We start from the raw sequence: 25,728 nt of genomic DNA, 5'->3' as shown, positions 1-25,728 counted from the left end.
GCCTCGCGCCCGCGAGCATCCTGTAACACGTTCCAGAAATCTAGGAGGCCGTCCATGCCCACCCCGGCAGAGCTCGTCACCACCTTCTGCGCCGAATGGCGTACCGGAACGCCCGAGTCGATCGTCGAATACTTCAGCGACGACGCCGTTTACCACAACATTCCGATGGAACCGCTGCGCGGCAAGTCCGCGATCCTCGAGTTCCTGCGAGGATTCATCGGCAACTTCGGCAACATCGATTTCGACATCCATCATCAGGCCGAGGTCGGCGCCATGGTGCTCAATGAGCGCACCGATCGGTTCACGATCGGCGAGAACATGGTCGAGTTGCCGGTGATGGGCAGTTTCGAAGTCCGCGACGGCAAGATCGTGGCCTGGCGCGACTACTTCGACATGGCGCCGTTCACCGCGATGGCGGCCGGGCAGGGCTGAGCCCGGTCAGGCAACGGCTGCCCGGTCGCGGCGGGCCGGGTCCGGGATCGGCACCGCCGCCAGCAACCGGCGCGTGTAGGGATCGCGCGGATGCGCGAAAACCGAGCCAGCCGAACCGGTTTCGACCACCTGCCCGAACCTCAGTACCACGACCCGATCGGCGACATCGTGCACGACGGCCAGATCGTGGCTGATGAACAGGCAGGCGAAGCCGTACTCCGCGCGCAGATCGGCGAACAGTTCGAGCACCTGCGCCTGCACCGACACGTCCAGTGCGCTGGTCGGTTCGTCGGCGACCACCAGGCGTGGCGCCAGCGCGAGAGCCCGTGCCAGCACCACCCGCTGCCGCTGCCCGCCGGACAGTTCGTTCGGCCGCCTGCTCGCGTAATCGCGTGGCAGCCGGACCGATTCGAGGAGATCACCCACCCGCGCCCGCACCAGCGATCCGGTCGCCACCCGGTGCACCAGCAGCGGCTCCCCGATCGAGTCACCGACACTGCGGCGGGGGTCGAGGGCGGCGCCCACATCCTGCTGAACGAGCGCGACATCCTTGCGTGCCGCCCGCAACTCACGAGTTCTCAACCCTCGCAACGATGTTCCCCGCAGGATCACCTCGCCCGAATGCGCTCGCACCAGTCCCAGCGCCGCTCGCCCGAGCGTGCTCTTACCCGAACCGGACTCCCCGACCAGCCCGATCACCTCGCGCGGCGCGACGGTGAGCGACACCTGGTCCAACGCCCGGAACTGCTTGCCGCGGGCGCGATAGACGACGGTGAGGTCACGAACGCGCAGCACGGGTTCATCCGCCCGCCGCGCCCCGCTCACCTCGCGCACATCGCCTGTCACCGAGTCGTCGACTCTCGGTTCACCGGAACCGCCCGGTGCGCGAACACCACCCGGGTGGCCGATTCCGGGCACCGCGGCCACATCGCCGTGGCCGGCCACACGCCCGGCACCCGATCCGGCCGGAGTCTCGGGCAGTCTGGGCACCGCGGCCAGCAGTGACCGGGTGTAGTCGTGTGCGGGCGCGGCGAACAGCTCGCGCACCGGTCGCTGTTCGACCACACGCCCGGCCCGCATCACCACCACCCGATCGGCGAGTTCGGCCACCACACCGAGGTTGTGTGAGATGAACAGTATCGCGGTTCCGTTGCGGCGCCGCAGATCTCGCAGCAGGTCGAGAATCTCGGCCTGCACGGTGACATCGAGGGCGGTGGTCGGTTCGTCGGCGATCAGCAGATCCGGTTCGCCCGACAGTGCCAGCGCGAGGACCACCCGCTGTTTCTGACCGCCGGAGAGTTGATGCGGATACCACCCGACGCGTCGTCGCGGTTCCGGGATGTCCACCAGTTCCAGCAGCTCCACCGCGCGCCGACGAGCAGCGGACGCGGTGGAGCCGTGTGCCCGCAACGCCTGCACCAGCTGGGTCCCGATCTTCTGCACCGGGTTGAGCGCGGTCTGCGGATCCTGGAACACCATCGCCGCGCGGGTACCGCGGATCTCGCGGAGCCGATCCGCGGGAGCGCCGATGATCTCGATCCCGGCCAGCCGGATCGAGCCGGTCGCGCGCGCGCCGGAGGGCAGCAGTCCGAGGACCGATCGCGCGGTCAGCGATTTGCCGGACCCGGATTCACCGACCAGTGCCAGCACCTCGCCCCGGTGCACTCGCAGCCCCACTCGCTCGACGACGGTGCGGTCGCCGAAATGCACCGACAGTTCGTCGATGTCGAGAACCGATCCGGCGGCCGCGGTCTCGTCCGCTCGCGCCTCGACATCCGGATGTGCGGCGTCGGCGATACTGGTACTCATCGTCATTCGATCCTTCCCGCCCGGCCCAGGGCCTGCGCGATCAGCAGAAATCCGAGGGTCAGCCCCGCGACCACCACCAGCGGCCCGATGGCGAAGGCCGGATTGGCATCCATGTTCGATATCGATTCGGCGATGATCGATCCCAGCGACGGTTGCGGCGGACGAATCCCGATACCGATGAAACTCATCGCGCTGTCGATGAACACCGCCACCGACAACGACAGCGACAGCTGGACCGCGAGCGGTTCCACCGCATTGGGCAGGATGTGTTTACGCAGTGTCCACCAGGTGCCCGCGCCGATCACCTCGGCCGCCTCCACATACGACTGTTCCCGGATCCGCAGTATCGCGGTGCGGATCTGGCGGCCGAAGATCGGGATCTCGGCGGCCACGATCACCAGGAACACCGCATGCGCGCCCGGTCCGGTGATCGCGGTCAGCGCGATGGCGAAGATCAGCGCCGGAAACGCCAGGATCAGGTCGAACACCCGCTGCGCCAGCACATCGGCGGCCACGTTCACACTGGCCGCCAGCCCGATCAGCGCGCCGATGAGCGCACCCAGCGGCACCGCGGTGAACACGATCAGCAGATCGACGCGGATACCGTGCAGCACCCGCGAGGCCACATCGCGATTGAGATGATCGGTACCGAGCCAGTGCGCCCGGCCGGGTCCCAGCAGATTGGCGTCCGCGATCTGCTCCAGCGGATCGTAATCGGTCAGCAGGCCCGCGCCCAGCCCGGCCGCGACGACGATCGCGATCAGCGCCAGCCCGATCAGCAGCCGGGCGTCACGCAGCGACCGGATCCAGGAACGCGCCGGTGCGGCGGCGTCTCGGGGTGTCACTTCGACGGCGGTGGCGGTCACGACGCTCCTCCGATCCGGATGCGCGGATCCAGCCACGCGTGCACGAGGTCGGTGATCAGCTGGATCACCACGAAGATCGCGACCGACAGCAACATGACCACCTGCACCACCGGATAGTCGCGGCGGCTGATCCCCTGTTCGATCAACTGCCCGATACCGGGCCAGGCGAAAGCGGCCTCCACCAGCACCGCTCCGCCCAGCAACTGTCCGGCCTGCAACCCCAGCGCGGTCAGCGCCGCCGGCAGCGCATTGCGGAACGCACCGCGAATCACGATCTGCGCGTGCGGAATACCGAGCGCGGTCGCCGTGAGCACATACGGTCTGCCGAGTTCGGTCCGCAGTGCCTCGGTGAGGAAGCGGGTCAGGGCCGCGGCGGCGGGCAGGGCGAGGCAGACCGCGGGCAGGATCAGATACTGGACCGCGATATCGGGCCGGGCGATGAACCCGTCGGGCGGTAACCCACCGGCCGGCAGCACCGGCAGCGCGAGGGCGAAGACCAGCACCAGCAGCACGCTGGTCACGAAGGTCGGCAGGGCCAGCGCGACCGTACTCACCGCGGCCACCACGGCGTCGAGCCACCTGCTCGGCCACGCCACGGTCGCCAGCGAGACCAGCACGCTCACCAGTACCGCCAGCAGCAGCGCGGAACCGGCCAGGACGGCGGTATTGGCGAGCCCCTCGGCGACCAGATCGGAGATCTGCCCGCCGATCAGATACGACCGGCCCGGATTCAGCGTGAACAGGTCGCCCAGCCAGCTCAGATACTGCGCCGGAATCGACCGGTCCAGGCCCAGTTGATGCCGGATGGCCGCGATCGAGTCCGGTGTGGCATCCGGCCCGGCCAGCGTCAGCGCCGGATCACCGGGCACCCAGCGCAGCAGCAGGAAGATCAGGATCGATGCCGCGAACAGCACCAGCAACGCGGACGGTATGCGCCGCAACAGGTATCGGGTCATGCCAGGAATGCCTCGGTGAGCAGGGTTTCACGACTCTTGGTCCACGACACCGCGTGGACGCGGCGGGCGGCCGAGAACTGTTGCAGCCGAACGCCGATCTCGATGAGGAACAGTCCGTCCAGCAGTTGATCGGACAGCTCCGAATAGGCCGGGGTCAGTGGTGCGCCGGGAGCGATCTGCCAGGCGGTGTCAGCGGCCGCCGTGTAGGCGGTGGACTGGTAATGCGACGCGTTCTTGCGCGCGTTGAACGGATAGGCGCTCACACTGAGAGTCGAGGGAACGAACTGCGCCCAGGAGTGATCGGTCACCCACAGGCCCGGAAACTGCCCTCCGATGAGCTTTTTCACGAATGTCGACGGCTCGTTGGGATCCAGCTTCACATCGATGCCGGCCTCGGCGAGATCGGCTTGCACGATCTGTGCCACATCGGCGTAGTACGCGATGTCGGTGGGATAGGACAGCAGCAGCTGAGGTGGCTTGCCGACCTGCGCCACCAGCTGCCGAGCCTTGTCCACATCGCGGGCGTAGCGGGTGTTGCGGGCCTCGTCGTAGGCCGGTGAATACTTCGGCCACGGCAGATTCAGCGGATAGCCCGCACCGCGGAACACCTCGGCGATGATCCGATTCCGGTCCAGGGCGTACGCCACCGCCTGCCGCAACCGGATATCGGCCAGTGCCGGATTGGTGACATCGGCCCCGACATAGACCTGCAACTCGGCGCCGGTGTAGCTGATCGTCTTGAAAGCCGCCGAGCGGGCGAGGTTTTCGTTGTCGCGATAGTTGAGTCCGGTGGCCATGTTGATCCGCCCCGAACGCAACGCGTTCAGCTGTGCCTGGCTGTCGGGAATGATGGACACCTCCACCCGGTCCAGATAGGGCCGGTCCGCGATCCGGTAGTGCGCGTTGCGCTCGAAGACGATGCGGGTGTTGGGGTCACGGGAGGCCAGGCGGAACGGCCCGGTGCCGACGAAGGTGCCGGAGCCGGGCGCGCCGAGGGTCTCGCGATCCAGCATCGGCACGGTGGTGAGCAGATCGAAGATGTTGGTCAGCGGATGCGCGAACCGAAGGACGAGATGATGTGGCGAATCGTATTCGTAGCCGGTGATCGCGGCCGCCGTGCTCTTGAGCTGCGCCGACCATTTCGGATCCGCGTAGGTACGCAGCGAGAACTCCACATCGGCGGCGGTGAAGGGCCGGCCGCTGTGATAGGTCACGTCGTCGCGCAGTATCACTTCCAGTGATCGGCCGTCCGGCGCGAGCGTCCACGAGGACGCCAGCAGCGGTGCGGGTTCGAGGCCGTCGTGCGGATAGCGGACCAACGATTCGTAGACCAAGCCGATCACCAACGGGACCGCACCGGTATTGGTGAGCAGATTGGCCGGTACCAGATCGACCGTGGTCCCGATCTTCAACGTCCCGCCACGCACCGGTGCCGCGTTGTCGTCACCGGCTGCCCGTTGCTCCTGCACCGCCGAGGCGCAGGCCGCGAGTCCGCCGGCGCCGAAGACCGCCATCGCCGTCACGCCCGCGGCGCGCAAAAGGGTCCGGCGTGAAACACCGGTGGTTGCATTCATCGGGTAAATCCTCGAGATACGACCCGCTGCGCGGATCAGCGAAAGAATCGAACAGCCGCCCCCGTGCCGGTCAGCGACAGCAACGGCGGGGCACTGCGATCCGGTGCATGCGGCAGCGGCTGGTCGACATGCCCCGACGGTAACAATCGGGCGCGGGGCGGACACCGGTTGCGCGCACCATGCGCCAAACCCTGGTGACATGACAACAAAGGCGGATCGTGTGATGGCATGCCAGTCCCCGACCATGCCCGCGGCTACGAGACCTTCACCGGCGAGATCGGCCGCACCACCGCGGATTCCACCCCGGCCTGGAAGCGTCCACCCGTCGCGCCCGCCGGTTCACCCAACATCATCGTGGTGCTGGTCGACGATATGGGTTTCAGCGATATCGGGCCGTTCGGCTCCGAGATCGAGACGCCGACATTGGATCGACTGGCGCAGCGTGGGATCCGACTCACCAACTACCACACCACGCCGCTGTGCTCACCCTCGCGCGCGGCCCTGCTCACCGGGCTCAACTCGCATCGAGCGGGATTCGGCTTCGTCGCCAATGCCGACCCCGGGTACCCGGGACTGCGGCTGGAGCTGGCCGACGATGTGCTGACGCTGCCGGAGATTTTGCGGGCCGGCGGATACGCCACCTACGCGGTCGGCAAATGGCATCTGGTGCGCGACGCCACGATGAACCCTGCGGCACACCGGGATTCGTGGCCCACCCAGCGCGGCTTCGACCGATACTACGGGTCGCTGGAGGGCTTCAACTCCTTCTTCCACCCGAATCAGATCGTGTCCGACTCCTCGGCGCTCGATATCGAGGAGTACCCCGAGAACTATTACGTCACCGACGATCTGACCGACAAGGCCATCTCGTATCTCCAGGACCTGCGCGCCCACGACGCCGACAAGCCGTTCTTCCTCTACTTCGCGCACATCGCCATGCACGGGCCGCTGCAGGCCAAGGATGTCGATCTGGCGAAGTATCGCGGCCGCTACGCCCAGGGCTGGGACGAGGTGCGGCGCAGTCGCTTCGCCGCCCAGCTCGCGCAGGGACTGTTCGCGCCGGGCACCGAACAGCAACCGCGCAACACCGAGCCGGGATACGAAGCACAGGAATGGGATTCGCTCAGCCAGGAGGAGCAGCGTCGGTTCGCCCGGTACATGGAGGTGTACGCGGCGATGGTCGACAGTATCGACCAGAGCCTCGGGCGAATTCTGGATATCGTCGACCAACTCGGCGAAACCGAGGACACCATTGTGGTGTTCACCTCCGACAACGGGGGCACGGCCGAGGGCGGACCGGTGGGCACCCGCAGCTACCTGGCCGAATTCGCGCACACCGATGATCCGGACTGGGTCGGTGACGTACCCCACGACGAAGAACTGATCGGCACCGCGCGGCTGGGTGTGCACTATCCGCGCGGCTGGGGACAGGCGTCGAACACCCCGTTCCGCTTCTACAAGGGGCAGACCTTCGCCGGCGGCGTCCGGGTGCCGTTCATCGTGTCCTGGCCGAAGGGTCTGCCCGCCAATCGGATTCGCGACGAGTACACCTATGTCACCGATCTCGCTCCCACCCTGCTGGAGTTGGCCGGAGTCACGCGCCCGGCGGTTCGTAACGGGTTGCCCGCCAAAGAATTCGATGGGGTGTCGGCGGTGGAGGTGCTGCGGGTCGAGCATGCGCGTTCGCGGCACGTGGAGCAGTATTCGGAGATGAGCGGCCACCGCGGCTTCTACCGCGACGGCTGGAAACTGCTGGCCCTGCACGACCCCGGCAGCGATGTGGACGCCCCGAACTGGCAGCTGTTCGACGTCCGCACCGACCCCACCGAACTCCACGACGTGGCGGCCGGCAATCCGGAGAAGGTGCGGGAGCTGGCACAGGCATGGGACGACGCGGGCTGGCGCAACACCGTCTTCCCGCTGCTCACCCGCCAGGATCTGGCGCGCCGGCGCCCGGAGGAGGCCCGGCTGTCCGAACCGGTGCGCATCCTGCCCGGCACCCCCACACTGGAGCGGTACCGCTCACAGCGGCTGATCGCCTACCGCGACTTCGCCGTCACCGCCGAACTCGCGGGTTACCGCGCGGACGACGAAGGCGTACTGGTGGCGCACGGCGATCCGCAGGGCGGGTATCTGCTCTATGTCGAAGATGGCCGAATCACGTTCGGATTCAACGCGTTCGGACGGTACGCGGAGGTTTCCGCGCCGATCGCCGCCGGCACCCGGGAAATCACCCTGACCGCGACCGTGCGCCCGCGGCTGCGCTGGGATTTCGCACTGACTCTCGACGGCACCTCCGTCGCGGCGCTGCCCGGGCAGGTGCAGCTCGTCGGAATGGCGCCGTGGACAGGTATCTCGGTCGGCGTGGACGCCCGCGGGCCGGTCGCCTGGGAACTGCGTGAACGACGCGGGCCGTTCCGCTACACCGGAACCCTGCGCGCGATCACCTACACCCCCGGCCCGCTGCGCGTGCCGGAGCCGGTGGTGCGGGCGGTGGAATCGCAAGCGGAGCTCGTCGCGGAATGACCCCGAACGGTCCCTAGTCCTCGGCGGAGGGTGGCAACGCCTGAACTTCGATGGCGGCGTGCACCTTGTCGATGCCGCCCCGCAGGATCGCCTGCGGGACGAAGTAGAACGCATGGTTCCAGTAGCGCTTGATGATCTTGTCGAATACGCGCCGGGTCTCGGACGCGGGCAGCATGCGCGCCGTCGCCTCGACCGGTTGTCCCTTCACCTTGCCCAGCACTCCGCATTTCTGAATGGTGACCCGCGGGGTGTTCTGGATCCGCTTGGTCTTCCAGGATCCGTCGTCGGTGATGATCAGCAGCTTGTCGCCCTCGGGCACGCCCCACACCGGGGTCGGCTTGGGTTTGCCGTCCTTGGTGAAGGTGGTCAGCAGCAGATACCTCGCGCCGTAGACATCGTCGAAGGTCGGAGCCATGGATCCGTCCACCTTTGCTCGATCGCTTCCGAATGGTGCTTACCCGCAGCAACCCTAGCGGCGCGGCTGTCGCCGGTCCACAAGATCGGCAACGGCGACCGGTGGTCCGGGAGGAGAGCTCTCCTCCCGGCCCCTGTCAGGGCTCGAGGTCGACAACCCCTGTACCGCCGACGATATCGAGCGGCACCGACACCTGGTCGTGTGCGATCAGCCAGACACCGTCGATCTTCCGCAAGCCGAACGTGGCTCTGACCCACATCCCGGGGGTGACCGTGCCGTCGCCGAGCGTGCCGCGCAGACGTCCGAAGCCGTGCGCGAAGGCCACATCGGCACCTACCGTGACCCTCAGGTCGCGGAACTCGTAATCCACCTCGTGGAAGATCCGGAACACCTTCGCCCAGTTGTCCAGCTTCGCGGCGACCCCGGCATGCTGCAGTGGCGGTTCGACATCGAAGGACACGACGTCGGTGGTGTAGCCCTGTCTCAGGGCCTCGAGATCCTTGGCTCGCAGTCCATCGGTCAACGTGTCGAGCCGCCGGCGGATCGCCGCTTCTTCGGCGTTCACGGTGTCACCGTGTTCCCGAAAGCTGTTCTGCGTCTTCATGATCGACTCCTTCCGGGGTGGTGTTCGGGGCCGTGACAGCGGGCTTGCGCAGCGGCGCCAGCACTGTGCTCCACGCGATGAGCTGATCCAGCGTCCTGTGCAGGGCGACGCCGTGCGCCTCACCTGGGACGAAGGTCGTGCTGTTCTCGAAATCGGTGAGCACCGAGATCGCGACCTGATAGCCCACATCGGCCATGCCCAGCGTGCTGCAAACCGTGCGCAGCTGCACGACGGCGCGGGCGCCACCGTTCACGCCGTAGGAGACGAATCCGACCGCCTTGTCGGTCCACTCCGCGGCCAGGTGGTCGATGGCGTTCTTCAGGACTCCCGGCATGCCGCCGTTGTACTCCGGGGTCACCAGCACGAATCCGTCGAACGGGGCGATCCGCTCGGCCCAGGCGCGAGTGTGCTCGTGCACCGACGGGCCGAACATCGGCGGCACCGCCTCGTCGAAATGTGGAAGTGGATGATCGCGCAGGTCGATCAGCTCGAACTCGGCGTCGTCGCGCTGCGATGCCGTGTCCAGAACCCACCGGGCGATCTGCGGTCCCCTCCGGTTGGGCCGGGTACTGCCGAGGATGATGCCGATTCTTGTCATTTCCGGAACTCCTGGTTAGCTGAAACCGTCTCGACCTTCCGACGACGCAGCCGTCCCGAATGTCAGGCCACGTCCCGATCACCACTGCGCAGCCTTCGCGTGGCTGACATTCCGGCCCACTGTTTCGTCGGTCTCGGTGAGGGACACACCGGCCGAAGGAGCGCCCCATGACCGACCCGCAGCTGCCCGAGGTGATCAGCGAACGCCGTCAGCTGATCAACCTCGCCTACCGACTGCTCGGCTCCCTCGCCGAAGCCGAGGATGTGGTGCAGGAGACCTATGCGCGCTGGTACGCACTGTCCGAGCGGCAACGGCGGGAGGTGGCCGCCCCCGGTGCGTGGTTGACGACGGTGGCGAGCCGGATCTGCCTCGATCTGCTCGGCTCGGCGCGCGCCAGACGGGAACGCTATGTGGGCGAGTGGATTCCGGAACCGGTGCCGGGTCGTTCCGACGAATTCGGCGGGCCCGCCCCGGCCGATCCCGCCGATCGCGTCACGCTCGACGAGTCGATCAGCATGGCCTTTCTCATCGTGCTGGATTCCATGACACCGGCCGAGCGCGTGGCGTTCGTTCTGCACGATGTGTTCCGCTACCCGTTCGCCGACATCGCCGAGGTCGTCGGCCGCACCCCCGCCGCCTGCCGTCAGCTCGCCTCCAGTGCCCGCCGCCGCATCGACACCTCGAAGCGTCCCTCGGGCGCCGAGCGCGCCGAGGTGGTCCGGGATTTCAAGCGTGCCTGGGAGACGAGCGATATCGAGGCCCTCATCGGACTACTCGATCCGGAGGCGATCGCGACCGCCGACGGGGGTGGCTTGGCGGTGACCTTCCTCGACCCGATCGTGGGTGGCGAGCGGATCGCTCGCGCCTGGCTGGAGATCGCGCGCAACTCCGCCGCGACCCTGCTGGAGCGTACGGTGAACGGTCAACCGGGCCTGGCCGCGGAGCTGGACGGCACCATCATCTCGGTCCACGCCTTCGATGTGGCCGACGGCCGGATCACCCGCATCTGGGTGATCCGGAACCCCGAGAAACTGCGGCTGTGGACCGGCGCCGCGAACCACCCCCGAGCGGACCGCTGAAGACCGAGCGTCGATCGAGCCGAGGACTTCTCCACTCCGCAGCTCATTTCCGGCTCGATGGCGTTCGTTCGTATGCCGGATATTTCTCGGCCGCAGAGAAATTCGGTGGATCGGCGGCGCCGAAGCCGGGATCATCGGTGCCATGAATCCGACCCAGGAACGTCTCAGGCTGATCGGTCGCGAGGAGTCACCGGCCGCCGCGGCCGGGGCTCTCTCGTGGGTGATGAACGTCGACGATGCCGATACCCCGCGCGATGTGATCGACGCGCTCGCGCTCACCCCGTACCTCGACGGCAGCCAACCACACGCGATGACAAAGGAATTGGAGCATGTGAAGCCCGACGCGCCGCTGCTCCCCGGTGACGCGCGCGTCCTGCGTACCGTGGACGACGACGGCACACGCGTCGTCCTCGCCACCGGTGCGGGCTGGACCCTGCGCGTGGTGCGGCGCGAGAACGGCAGCGCCCAGCTCGATGTCACGGCGGTGACCGAAGAACTCGCCACCGACGTGATCAAGACCTGTTCCGCCGATGCCACGGTGGAACCGGAAGTCGACGACACCCAGGTATCGATGGGCTTCTGGCACAACGGATCTCACGGTCCGAACCGTCGGATGCGCACGATTTCGGCCGCGTCCTGGCCGGAGATCACCGGCAACTACGGCACCGAGGTGGGCGCGGCCATCCAGCGGCTGATGGCCGTGCGCGCCGCGGACGTCCGCGGCCGGCTGGTACTGCTGCACGGGCCGCCCGGCACCGGCAAGACCTCCGCGCTGCGCGCACTGGCCCGGGAATGGTCGGATTGGTGCCAGGTCGACTGCGTCCTCGATCCGGAGGCGTTGTTCGCCAACCCCGGCTACCTCATGGAGGTGGCGATCGGTGTCGACACCTACGACGAGGCCAAGCGCCGCTGGCGCCTGCTGGTCCTCGAGGACTGCGACGAGTTGATCCGCGGATCGGCGAAAGAGACCACCGGACAGGGGCTGTCCCGCCTGCTGAACCTCACCGACGGCATGCTCGGTCAGGGCCGCGATGTCCTCGTCGCCATCACCACCAACGAGAACCTGTCGCGCCTGCACCCGGCCGTCGTTCGCCCGGGCCGCTGCCTGGCCCAGCTCGAGGTCGGCCGGCTGTCCACCGCCGAGGCGACGGCCTGGCTGGCCCGTGAACTGCCGGACGCACCGGCCCATCCGGTCGGCCCCGACGGCATGACGCTGGCAGAGCTGATCGAACTGCGCGACAACAGATCTCGCATCCAGGCCGCACCGGCCGCTCCGATGGCGGGCGACGGCGGATACCTGTGACGGTCCGCGCCGTGACATCCGGTCACGGCGCGGACCGTAGACGCTCGCGTATGCGATCGAGCTTCACGACCATGGGAACGCTCACCGAATCCCGGTGTACTGAATACATGACAGCGACCACCGCCACCACCACGTCGACCGCCTCCGGATTCGCCACCGGCTCCCTCATCGGCGCGACCGTCACCACCGGCCTGCTGGCCGGGGTGTTCTACGCCTACGCCAGTTCGGTCATGCTGGCGCTGCGCCAGCTCGACGACCGCACGTTCGTGGATGTGATGAACCGGATCAACACCGTCATCGTCAACCCGATCTTCATGCTCTCCTTCCTCGGCTCGGTCGCCTGCACAGGGCTGGCCGCGGTGCTGTACTGGCGCACCGACCAGCGCACCGTGCTCTGGTGGGTCCTGCTCGCCCTGGCTCTGAACGTGATCAGCTTCCTCATCACCTCGGGTGGCAATGTGCCGCTCAACAACGCCTTGGCCGATACGTCCTCCGGCGATTTCGCCGCGCTGCGCCAGCAGTTCGAAGGCCCGTGGGTCACCCTCAACATCGTGCGGGCGCTGGCCAATACCGGAGCCCTTGGCGTCCTGGCCTGGGCCCTGCGCGCCGGCAACAAGGGCTGAGGCGGCGTTCCGATGCGCCGATTCCCACCCCCGGGAAGCACCGGGACATCGATCGGCGGCAACCTGAACACCATGTCGACAGCGCTCGTCAACGGTATCCAGTTGAGTTATGAGGAGTCCGGCACCGGGCCATTGGTGTTGCTGATCGCGGGCAGCGGCAATCCCGGCCGGGTGTGGCGTACCTACCAGGTGCCCGCGCTGGTCGGTGCCGGATTTCGTGTCGTGACCTTCGACAATCGCGGAATCTCACCGCACGGAGACAGCACCGTCGCGCTCGAGGATCTGGTGGCCGATTCGGCCGCGCTGATCGAACATCTCGGCGCACCGGCCCATGTGGTGGGCACCTCGCTGGGCGCGATGGTGGCCCAGGAGCTGGCCCTCGCCCACCCGAACCTGGTCGATCATGCGGTCATGCTGGCCACCGCGGGCCGGCCACATCCGATGCTGCTGGCCGTCAAGGCCGGTCAGGCCGCGCTCCACGACGACGACATTCGCCTCCCGGCCCGGTATCAGGCGGCCGTCGAGGCGGCACTGCACCTGTCGCCACGCACCCTGGCCGACCCCGATGACGCCGAACAATGGCTCGACACCTTCGAATTCGCGGCCTCCGCGCCGATGACCGCCGGGGTGCGAGCGCAACTCGGTATCGACCATTCCCGTGATCGGCTCGCCGAGTACGGCCGAATCACCAAGCCCAGCTTGATCATCGGGTTCGCCGATGATCAGCTGGCGCCCCCGATGTATTGCCGCGAAGTTGCGGCGGCCATTCCCGGCGCCCGGTACGTCGAAGTGGCCGGATGCGGTCACCTGGGTCATCTGGAGCGGCCGGAGGAGGTGGACCGTGTGTTGATCGATTTCCTCACCGGCCGGTGAGACACCGATCGCCGGACACGAGAAGCTGTTCCCATTGTTGGCGATCACGTAATACGACGGTCGAATAGCTCAATTACAGTCACCGACGTGCAAACACCCGATGAGGTGCCGCTACAACCACCGAATCGGACCTGGTTGCAACGGTTGGAAGAGCGAATTCCCGAGTTCGCGCACGAGGTCGCGCTGACAAATAGCCGATTGATATCGACATATCGAGAACTCGATCAGTGGGTGGATCGAATATGTGTCGTACTGATCGAAGCCGGTGTCCGCGCCGCGGATTCGATCGCGGTGGTGGCGCCACCACGACGCACGCCCCATACGACGGCGGCCATGCTCGCCGTCTGGCGCCTCGGTGCGGTGTATGTGCCACTGGCGGCGGATCAACCGCGCGACCGGATCACCCAGATCGTCGCGGCCTGCTCGACCCGGCTGGCCCTGCTGGATCCCGACGCCGAACCCGCCGCGCTGCCCGAACAGATCGCGACGGTCACCGTGCCGTCGCCCGGAGACGTCGTGGACCGGCCGCGGTATCCGGCCGTCGATCCGGAGAGCCTCGCCTACATCATCTTCACCTCCGGTTCCTCCGGTGCGCCGAAGGGCGTGGCGGTACCGCATCGAGGGATCCTCGCCATGGCCGATGCCACCGCGGCGGGCCTCGAACTGGGCCCCGGCGCCCGGATGCTGCAATTCGCACCGGCCTCCTTCGACGCGTCGATCGCGGAGATCACCTCGGCACTCGGCGCCGGCGCCACGGCGGTCTTCGCCGGCCACGACCAGCTGTCGGACGGGATCGCGATCGCCGAAACATTCGCCGGGCAACGGATCACGCACGCGATCATGGTGCCGTCGGTACTCGCCGCGATCCCCGAGCCTCGGGTTCCCGGCGGTGTGAGCATGATCATCGCCGGTGAGGCGGCGAATCCGGCCGTGGTCGAGGAATGGACCGCCCGGCACCGCATCGTCAATTCCTACGGGCCGACCGAAACCACCGTCTGCGCCACCATCAGCGCTCCATTGGCGGGCTCGGCACGCCCCGTCACGATCGGGCATGCCATCGCGGGCACCACGCTGCGGATCGTCGGCGAGGACGGCGCCGAGGTGGAACCCGGTGCGGCCGGTGAACTGTGGATCGGGGGACTCGGTGTGGCCCGCGAATATCTCGGAATGCCGGCCGAGACCGCGAAGGCGTTCATCGACGACCGGGTGACCGGTGACCGGTTCTACCGCTCCGGCGATCTGGTCCGGCAATTGCCCGACGGCGGACTCGAATTCCTCGGTCGTATGGACCGGCGCATCAAATTGCGCGGCCGCCGCATCGAACCCGCCGATATCGAAGTCGCCGCCCTGCGCTGTGCCGGTGTGCGGCAGTCGGCCGTCGTGGCGACCGAAACTCAACTCGTGTGCTGCGTGGTCGTCGACGAGGGCACCGACGCGGATCGGATTCGCGGATTTCTCACCGATCGGTTGCCCGGCTATCTGCTGCCGGACCGGTTCGAGATCGTGACCGATATGCCGCGGACACCGCATGGGAAGACCGATTTCGCCGCGCTGGCGGATCTGGTGCGTGCCCCCGGCTCGAGCCGCACGGCCCCGGAATCGATGACCGCGGCCGAACGCCTGCTCTGCGAACTCTTCGCCGAAATTCTGAATCTGCCCGAATATCACCCGGCGGACAGCTTTTTCGATCTCGGCGGCGAATCCATGGAGGCGGCGAGACTCACCCGCAGCATCCGCCGCAAGATCGGTGTCGAGATGACGATGCGCATGCTGCTCGACGCACCCTCACCCGCGCAATTGGCGGCACTGCTGTCGATTCCGGAGCCACACCTGGTCACCGGCCGATGACGATCACCCTCCCCGCGGCGAGCCGCGACGAGACGCGATCCTGGGATCTCACCGACCCCGCCACTCATCTGCGGCGCGATATCGGCGAATTCTGGCGTGATCGCCGGGCGCGGCAACCGATCTTCTGGCACGAGGCCGCCGCGCACCACCCCGGGTTCTGGGTCGTCACCACCCACGACCCCGCGATGCGGATCTACCGCGATGCCACCCGGTTCACCTCACAGCGGGGCAATGTCCTGCTCACACTGCTGGCCGGACGCGACAACGCCGCGGGAAAGATGCTGGCCGTGACCGATCCACCGCGGCACAACCTGCTGCGGCGGCTGATGACTCCCGTGCTGACCCGGGAGGCGGTGCAGTCGTTGGCATCTCGGATTCGCGAGCGCACCGTGCGGTTGCTCACCGAGCAGGCCGGTCCGGAGGGATTCGACTTCGCGGACGAGATCGCCTCCCGCATTCCCATCTGGACCATCTGCGATCTGCTGGACATTCCCGACAGCGAGCACGAACTGCTGGTCTCGCTGACCAAACAGGCCCTCAGCTCCGACGATGCCGCGCAGACCGGCACCGAGGCACTGGCCGCGCGCCAAGAGATCCTGCTCTGCCTGCTCGACCAGGTCCAGGATCAACGTCAGCGTCCGGCCGATGGCCTGATCACCGCGCTGATCGGTGCGGAGTTCGAGGGTTCGCCGCTGACCGACGACCAGATCGTCACCAACTGCTACAGCATCATTCTGGGTGGTGACGAGACGGCCCGGCTGACCATGATCAACGCCGTGCACGCGTTCGCGGACGACCCGGCTCTGTGGCAACGCTTCGGCGCGGTGGACGATCTCGGCGCCGCGGTCGAAGAGATCATCCGATGCTTCGCCCCCACCATGCATTTCGGCCGGATCGCGAAGACCGACGTCGATATCGACGGTGTGCGCATCGGGACGGGCGAGGTGGTCACGATGTGGAACGTGTCCGCCAATCGTGACGAGAACCGGTTCCCGGACCCGGACGCGGTGGTCTTCGATCGCAGACCCAACCCGCATCTGGCCTTCGGCTACGGCCCGCATTTCTGTATCGGCGCACCGCTGGCCCGGCTGGAGATCGCGATCGTGCTGGACGAACTCCGCCGCACCACTCGCCGGATCGTCGCCACGGGGACCCCGCGGCCGTTGTATTCGAACTTCCTGCACGGGTACGCCACCCTGCCGATCGCATTCGAATGAGCTGACCTGCGATAATCGCGGGCGGGAAATTTCTTTCGAAAAAACTTCGGCCGCCGTGTCGATCCACAGTGGGTCCCGTTCGACCTGTGTGCGAGAGGGTCCGGACAGGATCTGTGAACCGAAGGAGACACACCATGAAATACATGCTGATCATGCGGGCCACCGACGAGGCCTACGCGAGCATGGGCGATATCGACTTCGACACCATGCTCGAGACGATGGGCAAGTTCAACGACGAGCTGATCCGGGCCGGTGTCCTGCTCGCGGCCGAGGGCCTCGATGACGCCGCCCAGGGCGTGGTCGTCGACTACGACTCCGAGACCCCGGTGGTCACCGACGGCCCGTACGGTGAGACCAAGGAACTGTTCGGCGGCTTCTACATTCTCGATGTGGCCTCACAGGAGGAGGCGGTCGAATGGGCCAAGCGGATGCCGGTACTCGGGAAGGGTTTCAAGACCGAGATCCGGCGGGTCCCCACGATCGACGAATTCCCGCAGGACAATGTGTGGGTTCAGAAGGAGCGGGCCTGGCGCGAGGCCAACGGCCAGCTCTGAACGGCCGGGCCGGGTAGTGGCCGATCCCACCGGTCGCGAAGCCGTCGCCGCGGTGTGGCGGATCGAGTCGGCGCATATCGTCGGCGCCCTCGCCCGCTACACCGGCGACTTCGCGCTCGCGGAGGATCTCGCCCAGGAGGCGCTGGCCGAGGCTCTGGTGACCTGGCCACGCGAGGGAACACCGCGTAATCCGGCCGGTTGGCTGCTCACGGTGGGCCGGCGCCGGGCCATCGATGCCTTCCGCCGGCGCAGCGCACTCGACGAACGATATGCCGCTCTGGCCCACGGACTGGGCGAGGGCGGCATACTCACCGGTGGTCCCGGTACGGGTCCGGCGCCGGCGGGAACCGAACCGCTGTGGGATCCCGACCACATCGACGACGATGTGCTCGCGCTGATCTTCACCGCATGCCACCCCGTCCTGTCACGCGAGGCACGGGTGGCCCTGACCCTGCGGGTCGTCGGCGGTCTCACCAGCGACGAGATCGCCAGGGCCTTCCTGGTTCCGGCGGCCACCGTACAGGCGCGGATCACGCGAGCGAAGAAAAGCCTTGCCGCGGCGCATGTCCCGTTCGCGGTTCCGCCGGCCGGTGACCGGGCACAGCGGCTGGGTTCGGTACTGAGCGTGCTCTATCTGATCTTCACCGAGGGTTCCTCGGCCAGTTCGGGTTCGGATGTGATCCGCTTCGACCTGGCCGCCGAGGCACAACGGCTGGCGCGGGTCCTTGCCCGGCTCGTCCCCGACGAACCCGAGGTCCACGGGCTGCTCGCACTCCTGGAACTGACCGCGGCCCGGTTTCCGGCGCGCACCGCGCCCGACGGCGCGCCGATTCTGCTCGAGGACCAGGACCGCCGCCGTTGGGACCGCTCGGCGATCCGGCGCGGCCGGGCCGCGCTGGCACAGGCCACCCGGGTGGGACGCGGCCTCGGCGCCTACGGCGTACAGGCGGCGATCGCCGAATGTCACGCCGTCGCGCCCTCGGTGAGCGATACCGACTGGCAGCGGGTGGTCGAGCTCTACGCGGCGCTGGGCCGGCTCGCACCCTCACCGGTGGTGGAGCTGAACCGGGCCGTGGCGGTCGCCATGGCGGACGGCCCAGCCGCCGGCCTGCAGATCGTCGACCGTCTGCGATCCGATGGCGCCCTGCCCAATTCGCACCTGCTCCCGACGGTTCGAGGAGAATTGCTCGCCCGGATGGGCCGGGCCGAGCAGGCCCGCGCCGAATGGGAACGAGCCATGGAACTCTGTGGCAACGAAGGCGAACGAACCGTCCTGCGCCGCAAACTCGACGCCCTCACCTGACCACGGCCCGGCCACGCGCCCTCATGCTGCCGTGAGGAACCTCCCGAAACGCTGCGTCCCGAACCCGGACGCCGCCGCACCGTCGCCGAAAACGTAATCCCCGCCGACGAATACCGCACTCACCGTCTCGTCGTTGCGGTTCACCATCCGGGACAGATTCCCGTAGTACGGCACCGTCTGCTCGGTGTACCGCTCGAGCCGGGCGTCGAGGGCGGCCGGATCGATCACCACCGCATCGGCTCGATCACCCACCCGCAGATGCCCCGCGTCGAGTCCGTACCAGTCGGCGAGTTCGCCGGTCAGCCGATGCACCGCGTGCTCGACGGTCATGAACGGCTGCCCGGCCCGCTGGGCATCGCGCACCCGGCGCAGCAGCCGCAATCCGAAGTTGTAGAAGGCCATGTTCCGCAGATGTGCCCCGGCATCCGAAAAGCCCAGCTGCATACCGGGATCGGTGGCGAAGCGATCCAGTACCCGCGGCCGGTGATTCGAGATCGTGGTGCGCCAGCGCACCTTGGTCCCGTACTCCACCACCAGATCCAGGAAGGCATCCACCGGATGCACTCCGCCGCGCGCCATCCCGACCTGCCCGAAGGTCTTTCCGATCACCGAGGGGTCCGGGCACTCCACGATCTCGGCGTCGAAGAAGTCGCGATGCCATACGCGCGGACCGAATTTCCGGTCGTAGTCCTTGCGGAACTGGCGCCGGTAGCTCTCGCTCCGCAGCATCCGCTGCCGCTCGTCGAGCTGCTCCGCCAGATGCAAAGCGGCTGCACCGGAACCGAATTCCTCGAATATCACCAGGTCGATACCGTCGGCGTACACCTCGAACGGCACCGGCAGATGCTGGAACCGGAAATCACCACCGAGGGCGTCGATCACCCGCGCCAGCGCGGGAAAGACATGTGCCACCAGCGGAATCGCCTTGATGTCGGCCGCCGAGAGCAGACTCACCTTCAACGGCGGCTGTCCCACCCCGAGGCTGGACAGCGCCATCGCGATCAGGCTCTGCGGATGCGCCACATCCGGTCCGCCCTGCAGGGCGCGCCCGCGCCGCCGCAGGATCGAATTGAGCTGGTGCCGTTCGCGCATGGTCGCGTAGGTGGAGGGCAGGGTGCGGGATCGGCAGGTGTCTCCGTCGAGTTTGTCGAACAACAACTGCTGTGACGACATACCGACGAACCCGGCATCGAGAGCCTCCGCCAGATGCCGGCGCATGGCGGCGAGTTCACCGGCGGTCGGCTTCACCTCGGGCCGGGTGGCGCGATCCAGACCCATCTCGGCCGCGCGGATATCCGAATGCCCGAGGAACGCGGCAACATTCGGTCCCAGCGGCATCGCATCCAGCGCCGCGGCGTAGTCGTGGGCGCTGTGCCAGGTCTTGACCCCGTCGACCGCCTCGATCACATGTCGGCGCGGAATGGCCTCGACCCGGCCGAACAGATCACCCGCGGTCTCGGCATCGGCGTGGACGGTCGACAGCGAACAGGAACCGAGCAGGACTGTGGTGACGCCGTGACGCACCGACTCCGACAGCGACGGATCCAGGAGCACCTCGACGTCGTAGTGGGTGTGGATGTCGAGCATTCCGGGGATCACCCACTTGCCGGTGGCGTCGACGACCGTCCGGCAACCGGATTCGTCGAGCGGCTCGGCGGACACGGCGGCCACCCGTCCGTCGCGGATTCCGACGTTGCGCACCGCCGACGGTGCGCCCGTACCGTCGAACCAGGTTCCGCCGGAGATGATGCTGTCGTACATGCCAGTTCCCTCTGTTCTGCGGGACACCCGCACCCGGTCACATCGACGACCCGCCACGCGACTGTCGGTCATCGTTGCTCCTGTTCCACCCGCCGGCCCCGGGCTGGGGCGCGGTCAGATCTCTATCTCGCGGCGCACGACCTTGCCGGTCGCGTTGCGCGGCAGTGGTTGCGCGGTGATCACCCAGCGCGCCGGCACCTTGAAATAGGCCAGCCGGTCGGCGGTGAACGCGCGCAGTTGTTCCTCGGTGACCGCGCCCGGATCGGTGACGACCACGACCGCGGCCACCTCCTGGCCCAGATCCTCGTGTGGCACGCCCAGTACGGCCGACTCCACTACGTCGGGGTGTTCGTCGAGCGCGTTCTCGATCTCGGTGGGATAGACGTTCTCGCCGCCGCGCAGGATCAGATCCGATCGCCGGCCCGACAACCGCAGCCGTCCCTGCTCCAGGACACCGAAATCACCGGTGTGCAACCAGCGTTCGGCGTCGATGGCGTTCGCGGTGGCGGCGGGATCGTTCCAGTAGCCGAGCATCACGTACGGGCTGCGCACGCAGATCTCGCCCTCCTGCCCGTCCGGCAGCGGCGCGTTGTCCGGATCGCGGATCTCGACACGCACGCCGATGATCGGCGTCCCGACGGTGTCGGGGTGCGCGGCCAGCACCGGCGGGGTGGCAACCGTTGCCGCCGTACCACTTTCGGTGAGTCCGTAGCTGGTGGTGAGCGCCACCTCGGCCATCGGCAGCTCCCGGCGCAACCGCTGATGGAAGGCGGGCGAGGACGGTGCGGCATTGAGCGAGAAGGCGACCAGGCTCGACAGGTCGTAGCGGGACAGATCGCGCTCGAGCATGCGGCTCACCATGGTCGGCACCGCACCCCAGTTGGTGACCCGCTGCTGCTGCATGAGTGCCAGGACCCGATCCGGGTCGAAGCCGCCGGTGTGGATGACCACGGTGGCGCCGGTGGCCAGCCGGGGCACGATCAGATTGTGCAGGCTCGCGATGTGGAACAGCGGTGAGGTGAGCAGGAATCGCCGCGCACTGGGCCCGGAGCCGAGCTGCTGTCCGCGGAAGGCCGCCATCATGGCATCGGTGAACCGGTGATAGTCGCAGACCGCCAGCAGATTTCGATGCGAATGCACCACACCCTTGGGCTGCCCGCTGGTGCCACTGGTGTAGAGGATGACGGCCGGATCGTCCTCGTCGACCGCCGTCCGAGGTGCCGGGCCGGGATATTCGGCGATGAGGCGAGGCAGATCCGCTTCCATGCTCAGGACCGGGATGGTGGTGCCGGCGTCCGCCAGCAGCGCGGCGCGTTTCGTGTCCGCCACCACCACGGTGGGCCGGGTGTGCTCGAGTCCGTAGGCGATCTCCCGCGGCGCCCACCACGCGTTGTATCCGACCGGGATGGCGCCGAGCAGCTGGGCCGCCCAGAAGGTCATCACCCACTCCGGGGTGTTCGCGGCCAGGATCCCGATCCGGTCGCCCTTCCCGATGCCGTAGCGGTCGGCCAGTGCCCGCGCCAGAGCGATCGCGGCAGCACCGTGTTCGGCGAAGGTGATGCTCCGGTCCGCGGTCACGAGATAGTCGTGATCGCCCCATGCCGTCCCCGCGTGGAACAGCTCGGCCATACTGCGCCGCCGAGTGCGCATGAGCGGAATCGGCGCGCCCAGAACCTCTTCGACACTCATCTCGAACGGCCCACCGGGTCCGGTGAGGTCGTTCGTGATCCGGGCGGCGATGGCCTGGGGGTCGGCGGCGGCTGTCATATCGTCCACTTTCTGCGTCTACGGGATGAGCACGGCGCGACCACGGATCAGACCCTGGTCGAGACGTTCGAAGGCGGCGGGCCCCTCGGCGAGGTCGAAGCGTTCCACCTCGACCCCGATGGCGCCGCGCTGCGCCAGCGCGACCGAGGCGTGGAGATCACCGCGGGTGCCGCCGTAGGACTTTCGGACGGTGGCGCCCCAGGGCAGCCCCGGGCCACCGGCGGGTCCGGCATCGATACCGGGGATACCGCCGTCGAGGCCGACCATGCGATAGGCGCCGTTGGGTGCCACCGATTCGACGGCCAGCTTCGCGGTCGCGTCGTTGCCGACGAAGTCGAACACCGCCTCCGCGCCGCGGCCGCCGGTACATTCGAGGATCTGCTCGGCGGTGCCGGCATCGGCCGTCAGTGCGATGTCCGCACCGCATCGCGTGGCGAGATCCAGTTTCTCGGCGGCGATGTCGACCGCGATGATCCGGCACGCGGTGACGGCCTTCAGGATCTGCACCGCCACATGCCCCAGTCCGCCGATGCCGATCGCGACAGCGGTGGCTCCGGGCCGCAGCTGATCGGCCGCGCCACGGATCGCGTGGTACGGCGTCAGTGCCGCATCGGCGAGCGGTGCGGCCGCGGCGAAGTCCAGATCGCCGATCGGCACGAACGAATTCGCGGGTATCCGAACGTATTCCGCCATCCCGCCGTCGGGGCCCAGTCCGGGGCACGGCGGCATCGCGGTGCGCCCGGCCGCCAGGCAGACATTCTCGTTACCGCTCACACACTCCCGGCACACACCACAGGACCAGCACAGGTACACCAGCCCCCGCTCCCCCTCGTGCCGGCCCTCGACCTGGCTGCCGACCCGCTCGATCGTGCCCGCGATCTCGTGCCCCATGGTCAACGGGTCCGCACGCAGCGCGAAGGGCAGGCCGAGGACGAACGAGTCCGAATGACAGATACCGGCCGCGCCGACCTTCAGCAGCAGATCCGCGGGGCCGATCTCCGGGACGGGCACCTCTCGCATCTGCAGGGTGCCAGGTCCGGTCAGCTGCAGTGCGCGCATCATGCCGACACCCCGGCCGCGGCGAAGACGGCTCGCAGGTAGGCGTCGGCGCGCTCGTCGATCAGCAATGACGGTCCCATTCGATTCATGCTGTATCCCACTGTGATTCGGCGTTCGAGATCGTTGACCACCAGCGCTCCCCCGTAACCGGCCCACCAGCACACCCGGCCGGGCGGCATCGCCGGTGTGGTGCGCGGATGCGCCAGCCCGTATCCGATGCCGAAGCGCACCGGCACTCCCAGCGCCAGATCGATACCGTCGGATTGCTGTTCGAAGATCAGCTCGATGGTGCGCTCGGAGAGCAGGCGCCGGCCGTCCAGTTCGCCGCCACAGGAGATCAGCGACTGCACCCGCGCGATCGAGCGGGCGTTGCCGTGTCCGTTGACCGCGCCCAATTCGGCCCGGCGCCAACTCGGCGAGGAGATCTCGGCGATATCGAGCGCGGGGGTGGTCAGCGTCCGGATCCCGATACTGTCCGGATCCAGCTTCGTCCGATCGACCGCTCGACGCGGCGGCGGCACCAGGGTCGCGATGCGCCCGAAATGCTCCGGCCCGGTGCCGATGTGGAAGTCCGCCCCGAGCGGCTCCGCCAGTTCCCCGGCGAAGAATCGGCCCAGCGAGCGCCCGGTGATCCGGCGGATCACGGCATCGATCAGGTGACCGTAGGCCAGGGCGTGATAGCCCGAGGCCGTCCCCGGTTCCCACCAGGGCGCCTGCGCGGCCAGCCGGGCGGCCGCGGCCTCCACATCGTAGATGTCGGCCAGCTCGATCGGCCGGTTCCAGCCCGATACCCCGGAGGTGTGCGAGAGCAGATGCCGAATCTCGATGCCGCCCTTACCCTCCGCGGCGAATTCCGGCCAGTAGTGGGCCACCGGGCGGTACGGATCGAGTTCTCCCCGATCGATCAGCAGCAGCGCGCACAGGGCCGTCATGGTCTTGGTGATGGAGAAGACGTTGACCAGGGTGTCGGCACCCCAGGGCGTTTCGCGGTCGGAGTCGGCACATCCGCCCCACAGGTCCACCACCGGCTCGCCGTCACGGACGACACACAGCGAGGCGCCCAGTTCCGCCCCGGAGTCGAGCCGCTCGTCGAAAACCGCACGCACAGCGGCAAATTCGTCGAGGCACACCCCCGCGCTGCTCATCGGGCACCCTCTGCGGTCCGGGGACGCACCGGCAGCGCATTTCCGGCGGCGGCCGCGCGCTTGCCGCCGAGCTCCATCTCCTTGGTCAATTCCCGCACATAGGGCACGAATTCGATCTGGATCGTGTGCCGCGGCGAATCGTAGTAGCGGGCAGCGCGCCGGGCCTCCCGTTCGGCCATCGCGGTCGCCATCTCCGGCGCGGCCGGCAGGTGGTAGCGGCCACTGAGATATTCGGCGACGAACTTCGACTGCTGCTCGGCGAAATTCACCAGCGTCGGCAGCGGTTGCGCCAGACCGAGATAGAACAGATTGTCGATGCCCGGCTTCATCATCAGCTGATACAGCGACATCCGATTCGCCTCGTCCGGCAGCAGTGCCGGATCGGAGAAGAACGGGAAGCTGATGTGATAGCCGGTGGCACACAGCACCACATCGATTTCTTCGACACTGCCGTCGGCGAAATGCACCCGCGGTCCGTCCAGCCGGGTGATCGCCGGCTTCGCGGTGATGTCGCCGCAGCCCGCCCGGTGCAGGAATTCCTCACTGGCCGACGGATGCGCTTCGAGCGGTTGATGATCCGGATCGGGCAGCCCGTAGCCGGACATCGCGCCGAGGAATTTGCGGATGAAGCGCTGTCGCAGCCTCAGCGCCAGCTTCGGCGGCATCCAGGCCGGGGTGGTGCGCCGGTCGGCGGCCACGCCGTTCACATATTTGGGCAACACCCACACGCCGCGGCGGGCCGAGACGAACAGCTTCTCGGCCAGGAAGCGCTGCGACAGTTCCGAGGCGATGTCCAGCCCCGAATTGCCCATACCGACGACCACGACCCGCTTTCCCCGCATATCCACCGGATCGAACGGATCGTTGTAGGCGTGGCTGTGCATGAGCACGCCGTCGAATTCTCCCGGATAATCGGGGAAGCGCGGATTCCAATGGTGCCCGTTGCAGACGATCAGCGCATCGTAGGTTTCGGTCTCGCCCGATTCGGTGGTGATCGTCCACAGCCCGTCGGCATCGCGCTGCGCGCCGACCACTTTCGTGTTGAAGCGGATGTGCTCACGCAACCCGAAATGTCCGACGTAGTCCTTGAAATACTCGAACAACTGGGAGTGATGGGGAAAGTCGGGCCATTCCTCCGGCGCCGGGAAGTCCTCGAACTGCAGCCGATACTTCGACGTGTCGATGTGCAGGCTCTGATAGCAGGCCGACATCCCGTTCGGATTCTTGTAATACCAATTGCCCCCGACCTCGTCGGAGGCCTCGTAGCAATCGAAGGGGATGCCGTATTCGGCGAGCCGTTTGGCGGCCGTGATTCCCGAGGGACCGGCGCCGATGACGCACACCCGGGGCAGTTCGCGTGTATCCAAGTCGATCTCCTGTTCGGCGCACGGCCGGACGTGACGTGGCACACACGGT

Annotated in this window: 22 protein-coding genes; 10 read left to right on the top strand and 12 right to left on the bottom strand. The window is 67.5% G+C overall.

The window, feature by feature from the left end; translation table 11 throughout:
- The first annotated feature begins 54 nt into the window (after nt 1-54).
- Nucleotides 55-432, top strand: a complete 378-nt coding sequence (locus tag AB0L57_RS28055) for a limonene-1,2-epoxide hydrolase family protein (RefSeq protein ID WP_364968248.1) — start codon at nt 55-57, stop codon at nt 430-432.
- Nucleotides 433-438: 6 nt separating this feature from the next.
- Here AB0L57_RS28055 and AB0L57_RS28050 read toward each other — a convergent pair whose 3' ends face one another.
- The 4 genes from AB0L57_RS28050 to AB0L57_RS28035 are packed head-to-tail and all read right to left on the bottom strand — an operon-like array spanning nt 439 to nt 5,637.
- Entirely contained in the window at nt 439-2,241 is a 1,803-nt protein-coding gene (locus AB0L57_RS28050; RefSeq protein WP_364968246.1) for an ABC transporter ATP-binding protein, read from the bottom strand.
- A gap of 2 nt (nt 2,242-2,243) precedes the next feature.
- Complete coding sequence (locus AB0L57_RS28045) at nt 2,244-3,047, bottom strand: ABC transporter permease (RefSeq protein ID WP_364968308.1); 804 nt, start codon at nt 3,045-3,047, stop codon at nt 2,244-2,246.
- A 56-nt stretch (nt 3,048-3,103) separates the two neighbouring features.
- Nucleotides 3,104-4,063 (bottom strand): ABC transporter permease, encoded by a 960-nt coding sequence (locus tag AB0L57_RS28040; RefSeq protein ID WP_364968243.1) that lies wholly within the window; start codon nt 4,061-4,063, stop codon nt 3,104-3,106.
- Nucleotides 4,060-5,637: an ABC transporter substrate-binding protein gene (locus AB0L57_RS28035; RefSeq protein ID WP_364968241.1), complete on the bottom strand. Its 1,578-nt coding sequence runs from the start codon at nt 5,635-5,637 to the stop codon at nt 4,060-4,062. The genes AB0L57_RS28040 and AB0L57_RS28035 overlap by 4 nt, the downstream gene beginning before the upstream one ends.
- Before the next feature lie 228 nt (nt 5,638-5,865).
- Between AB0L57_RS28035 and AB0L57_RS28030 the strand changes: the two genes are divergently transcribed.
- The gene (locus AB0L57_RS28030; protein WP_364968239.1) at nt 5,866-8,163 is read left to right on the top strand and encodes an arylsulfatase; all 2,298 of its coding nucleotides are present in this window, start codon (nt 5,866-5,868) and stop codon (nt 8,161-8,163) included.
- 13 nt (nt 8,164-8,176) lie between these two features.
- Here the strand turns inward: AB0L57_RS28030 and AB0L57_RS28025 are convergent, their stop codons facing one another.
- From AB0L57_RS28025 to AB0L57_RS28015, 3 genes are all read right to left on the bottom strand, one after another.
- Entirely contained in the window at nt 8,177-8,578 is a 402-nt protein-coding gene (locus AB0L57_RS28025) for a PPOX class F420-dependent oxidoreductase (protein WP_364968237.1), read from the bottom strand.
- 136 nt (nt 8,579-8,714) lie between these two features.
- Nucleotides 8,715-9,182: a nuclear transport factor 2 family protein gene (locus AB0L57_RS28020; protein WP_364968235.1), complete on the bottom strand. Its 468-nt coding sequence runs from the start codon at nt 9,180-9,182 to the stop codon at nt 8,715-8,717.
- Nucleotides 9,148-9,780, bottom strand: a complete 633-nt coding sequence (locus tag AB0L57_RS28015) for an NAD(P)H-dependent oxidoreductase (protein WP_364968233.1) — start codon at nt 9,778-9,780, stop codon at nt 9,148-9,150. The genes AB0L57_RS28020 and AB0L57_RS28015 overlap by 35 nt, the downstream gene beginning before the upstream one ends.
- A gap of 167 nt (nt 9,781-9,947) precedes the next feature.
- On the opposite strand from AB0L57_RS28015, the gene sigJ reads away from it, so the two are divergent.
- The 8 genes from sigJ (at nt 9,948) to AB0L57_RS27975 (ending at nt 18,580) form a co-directional block, all read left to right on the top strand.
- On the top strand, nt 9,948-10,859 hold the full coding sequence (gene sigJ / locus AB0L57_RS28010; RefSeq protein WP_364968231.1) for an RNA polymerase sigma factor SigJ: 912 nt from the start codon (nt 9,948-9,950) through the stop codon (nt 10,857-10,859).
- A 142-nt stretch (nt 10,860-11,001) separates the two neighbouring features.
- On the top strand, nt 11,002-12,162 hold the full coding sequence (locus AB0L57_RS28005; RefSeq protein WP_364968228.1) for a DUF5925 domain-containing protein: 1,161 nt from the start codon (nt 11,002-11,004) through the stop codon (nt 12,160-12,162).
- Nucleotides 12,163-12,269: 107 nt separating this feature from the next.
- Nucleotides 12,270-12,785, top strand: a complete 516-nt coding sequence (locus AB0L57_RS28000) for an anthrone oxygenase family protein (protein WP_364968226.1) — start codon at nt 12,270-12,272, stop codon at nt 12,783-12,785.
- Nucleotides 12,786-12,857: 72 nt separating this feature from the next.
- Nucleotides 12,858-13,658 carry an alpha/beta hydrolase gene (locus AB0L57_RS27995; RefSeq protein WP_364968223.1) on the top strand — a complete coding sequence of 267 codons (801 nt, stop codon included), beginning with the start codon at nt 12,858-12,860 and terminating at the stop codon, nt 13,656-13,658.
- A gap of 87 nt (nt 13,659-13,745) precedes the next feature.
- Nucleotides 13,746-15,506 (top strand): non-ribosomal peptide synthetase, encoded by a 1,761-nt coding sequence (locus AB0L57_RS27990; RefSeq protein WP_364968221.1) that lies wholly within the window; start codon nt 13,746-13,748, stop codon nt 15,504-15,506.
- A complete protein-coding gene (locus tag AB0L57_RS27985) occupies nt 15,503-16,723 on the top strand; it encodes a cytochrome P450 (protein ID WP_364968218.1) in 1,221 nt (406 codons plus the stop codon). The genes AB0L57_RS27990 and AB0L57_RS27985 overlap by 4 nt, the downstream gene beginning before the upstream one ends.
- Nucleotides 16,724-16,857: 134 nt before the next feature.
- Nucleotides 16,858-17,277: a YciI family protein gene (locus AB0L57_RS27980; protein ID WP_364968216.1), complete on the top strand. Its 420-nt coding sequence runs from the start codon at nt 16,858-16,860 to the stop codon at nt 17,275-17,277.
- Between the two features lie 16 nt (nt 17,278-17,293).
- Nucleotides 17,294-18,580 carry an RNA polymerase sigma factor gene (locus tag AB0L57_RS27975; protein ID WP_364968213.1) on the top strand — a complete coding sequence of 429 codons (1,287 nt, stop codon included), beginning with the start codon at nt 17,294-17,296 and terminating at the stop codon, nt 18,578-18,580.
- A 21-nt stretch (nt 18,581-18,601) separates the two neighbouring features.
- On the opposite strand, the gene AB0L57_RS27970 is transcribed toward AB0L57_RS27975, so the two are convergent.
- The 5 genes from AB0L57_RS27970 to AB0L57_RS27950 form a co-directional block, all read right to left on the bottom strand.
- Entirely contained in the window at nt 18,602-20,341 is a 1,740-nt protein-coding gene (locus AB0L57_RS27970) for an amidohydrolase family protein (protein WP_364968211.1), read from the bottom strand.
- A gap of 114 nt (nt 20,342-20,455) precedes the next feature.
- A complete protein-coding gene (locus AB0L57_RS27965) occupies nt 20,456-22,108 on the bottom strand; it encodes a class I adenylate-forming enzyme family protein (RefSeq protein ID WP_364968209.1) in 1,653 nt (550 codons plus the stop codon).
- Between the two features lie 18 nt (nt 22,109-22,126).
- Nucleotides 22,127-23,167, bottom strand: coding sequence for an NAD(P)-dependent alcohol dehydrogenase (locus tag AB0L57_RS27960; RefSeq protein WP_364968306.1), 1,041 nt, complete (start codon nt 23,165-23,167; stop codon nt 22,127-22,129).
- Nucleotides 23,167-24,312 (bottom strand): serine hydrolase domain-containing protein, encoded by a 1,146-nt coding sequence (locus AB0L57_RS27955; RefSeq protein ID WP_364968207.1) that lies wholly within the window; start codon nt 24,310-24,312, stop codon nt 23,167-23,169. Before AB0L57_RS27955 ends, AB0L57_RS27960 begins: the two co-directional genes overlap by 1 nt.
- On the bottom strand, nt 24,309-25,679 hold the full coding sequence (locus tag AB0L57_RS27950; protein WP_364968204.1) for an NAD(P)-binding domain-containing protein: 1,371 nt from the start codon (nt 25,677-25,679) through the stop codon (nt 24,309-24,311). The genes AB0L57_RS27955 and AB0L57_RS27950 overlap by 4 nt, the downstream gene beginning before the upstream one ends.
- Between the last annotated feature and the right edge of the window lie 49 nt (nt 25,680-25,728).

Source organism: Nocardia sp. NPDC052254 (assembly GCF_040679495.1).
GTDB lineage: Bacteria > Actinomycetota > Actinomycetes > Mycobacteriales > Mycobacteriaceae > Nocardia.
This window is presented reverse-complemented; position numbering and strand designations above follow the sequence as displayed.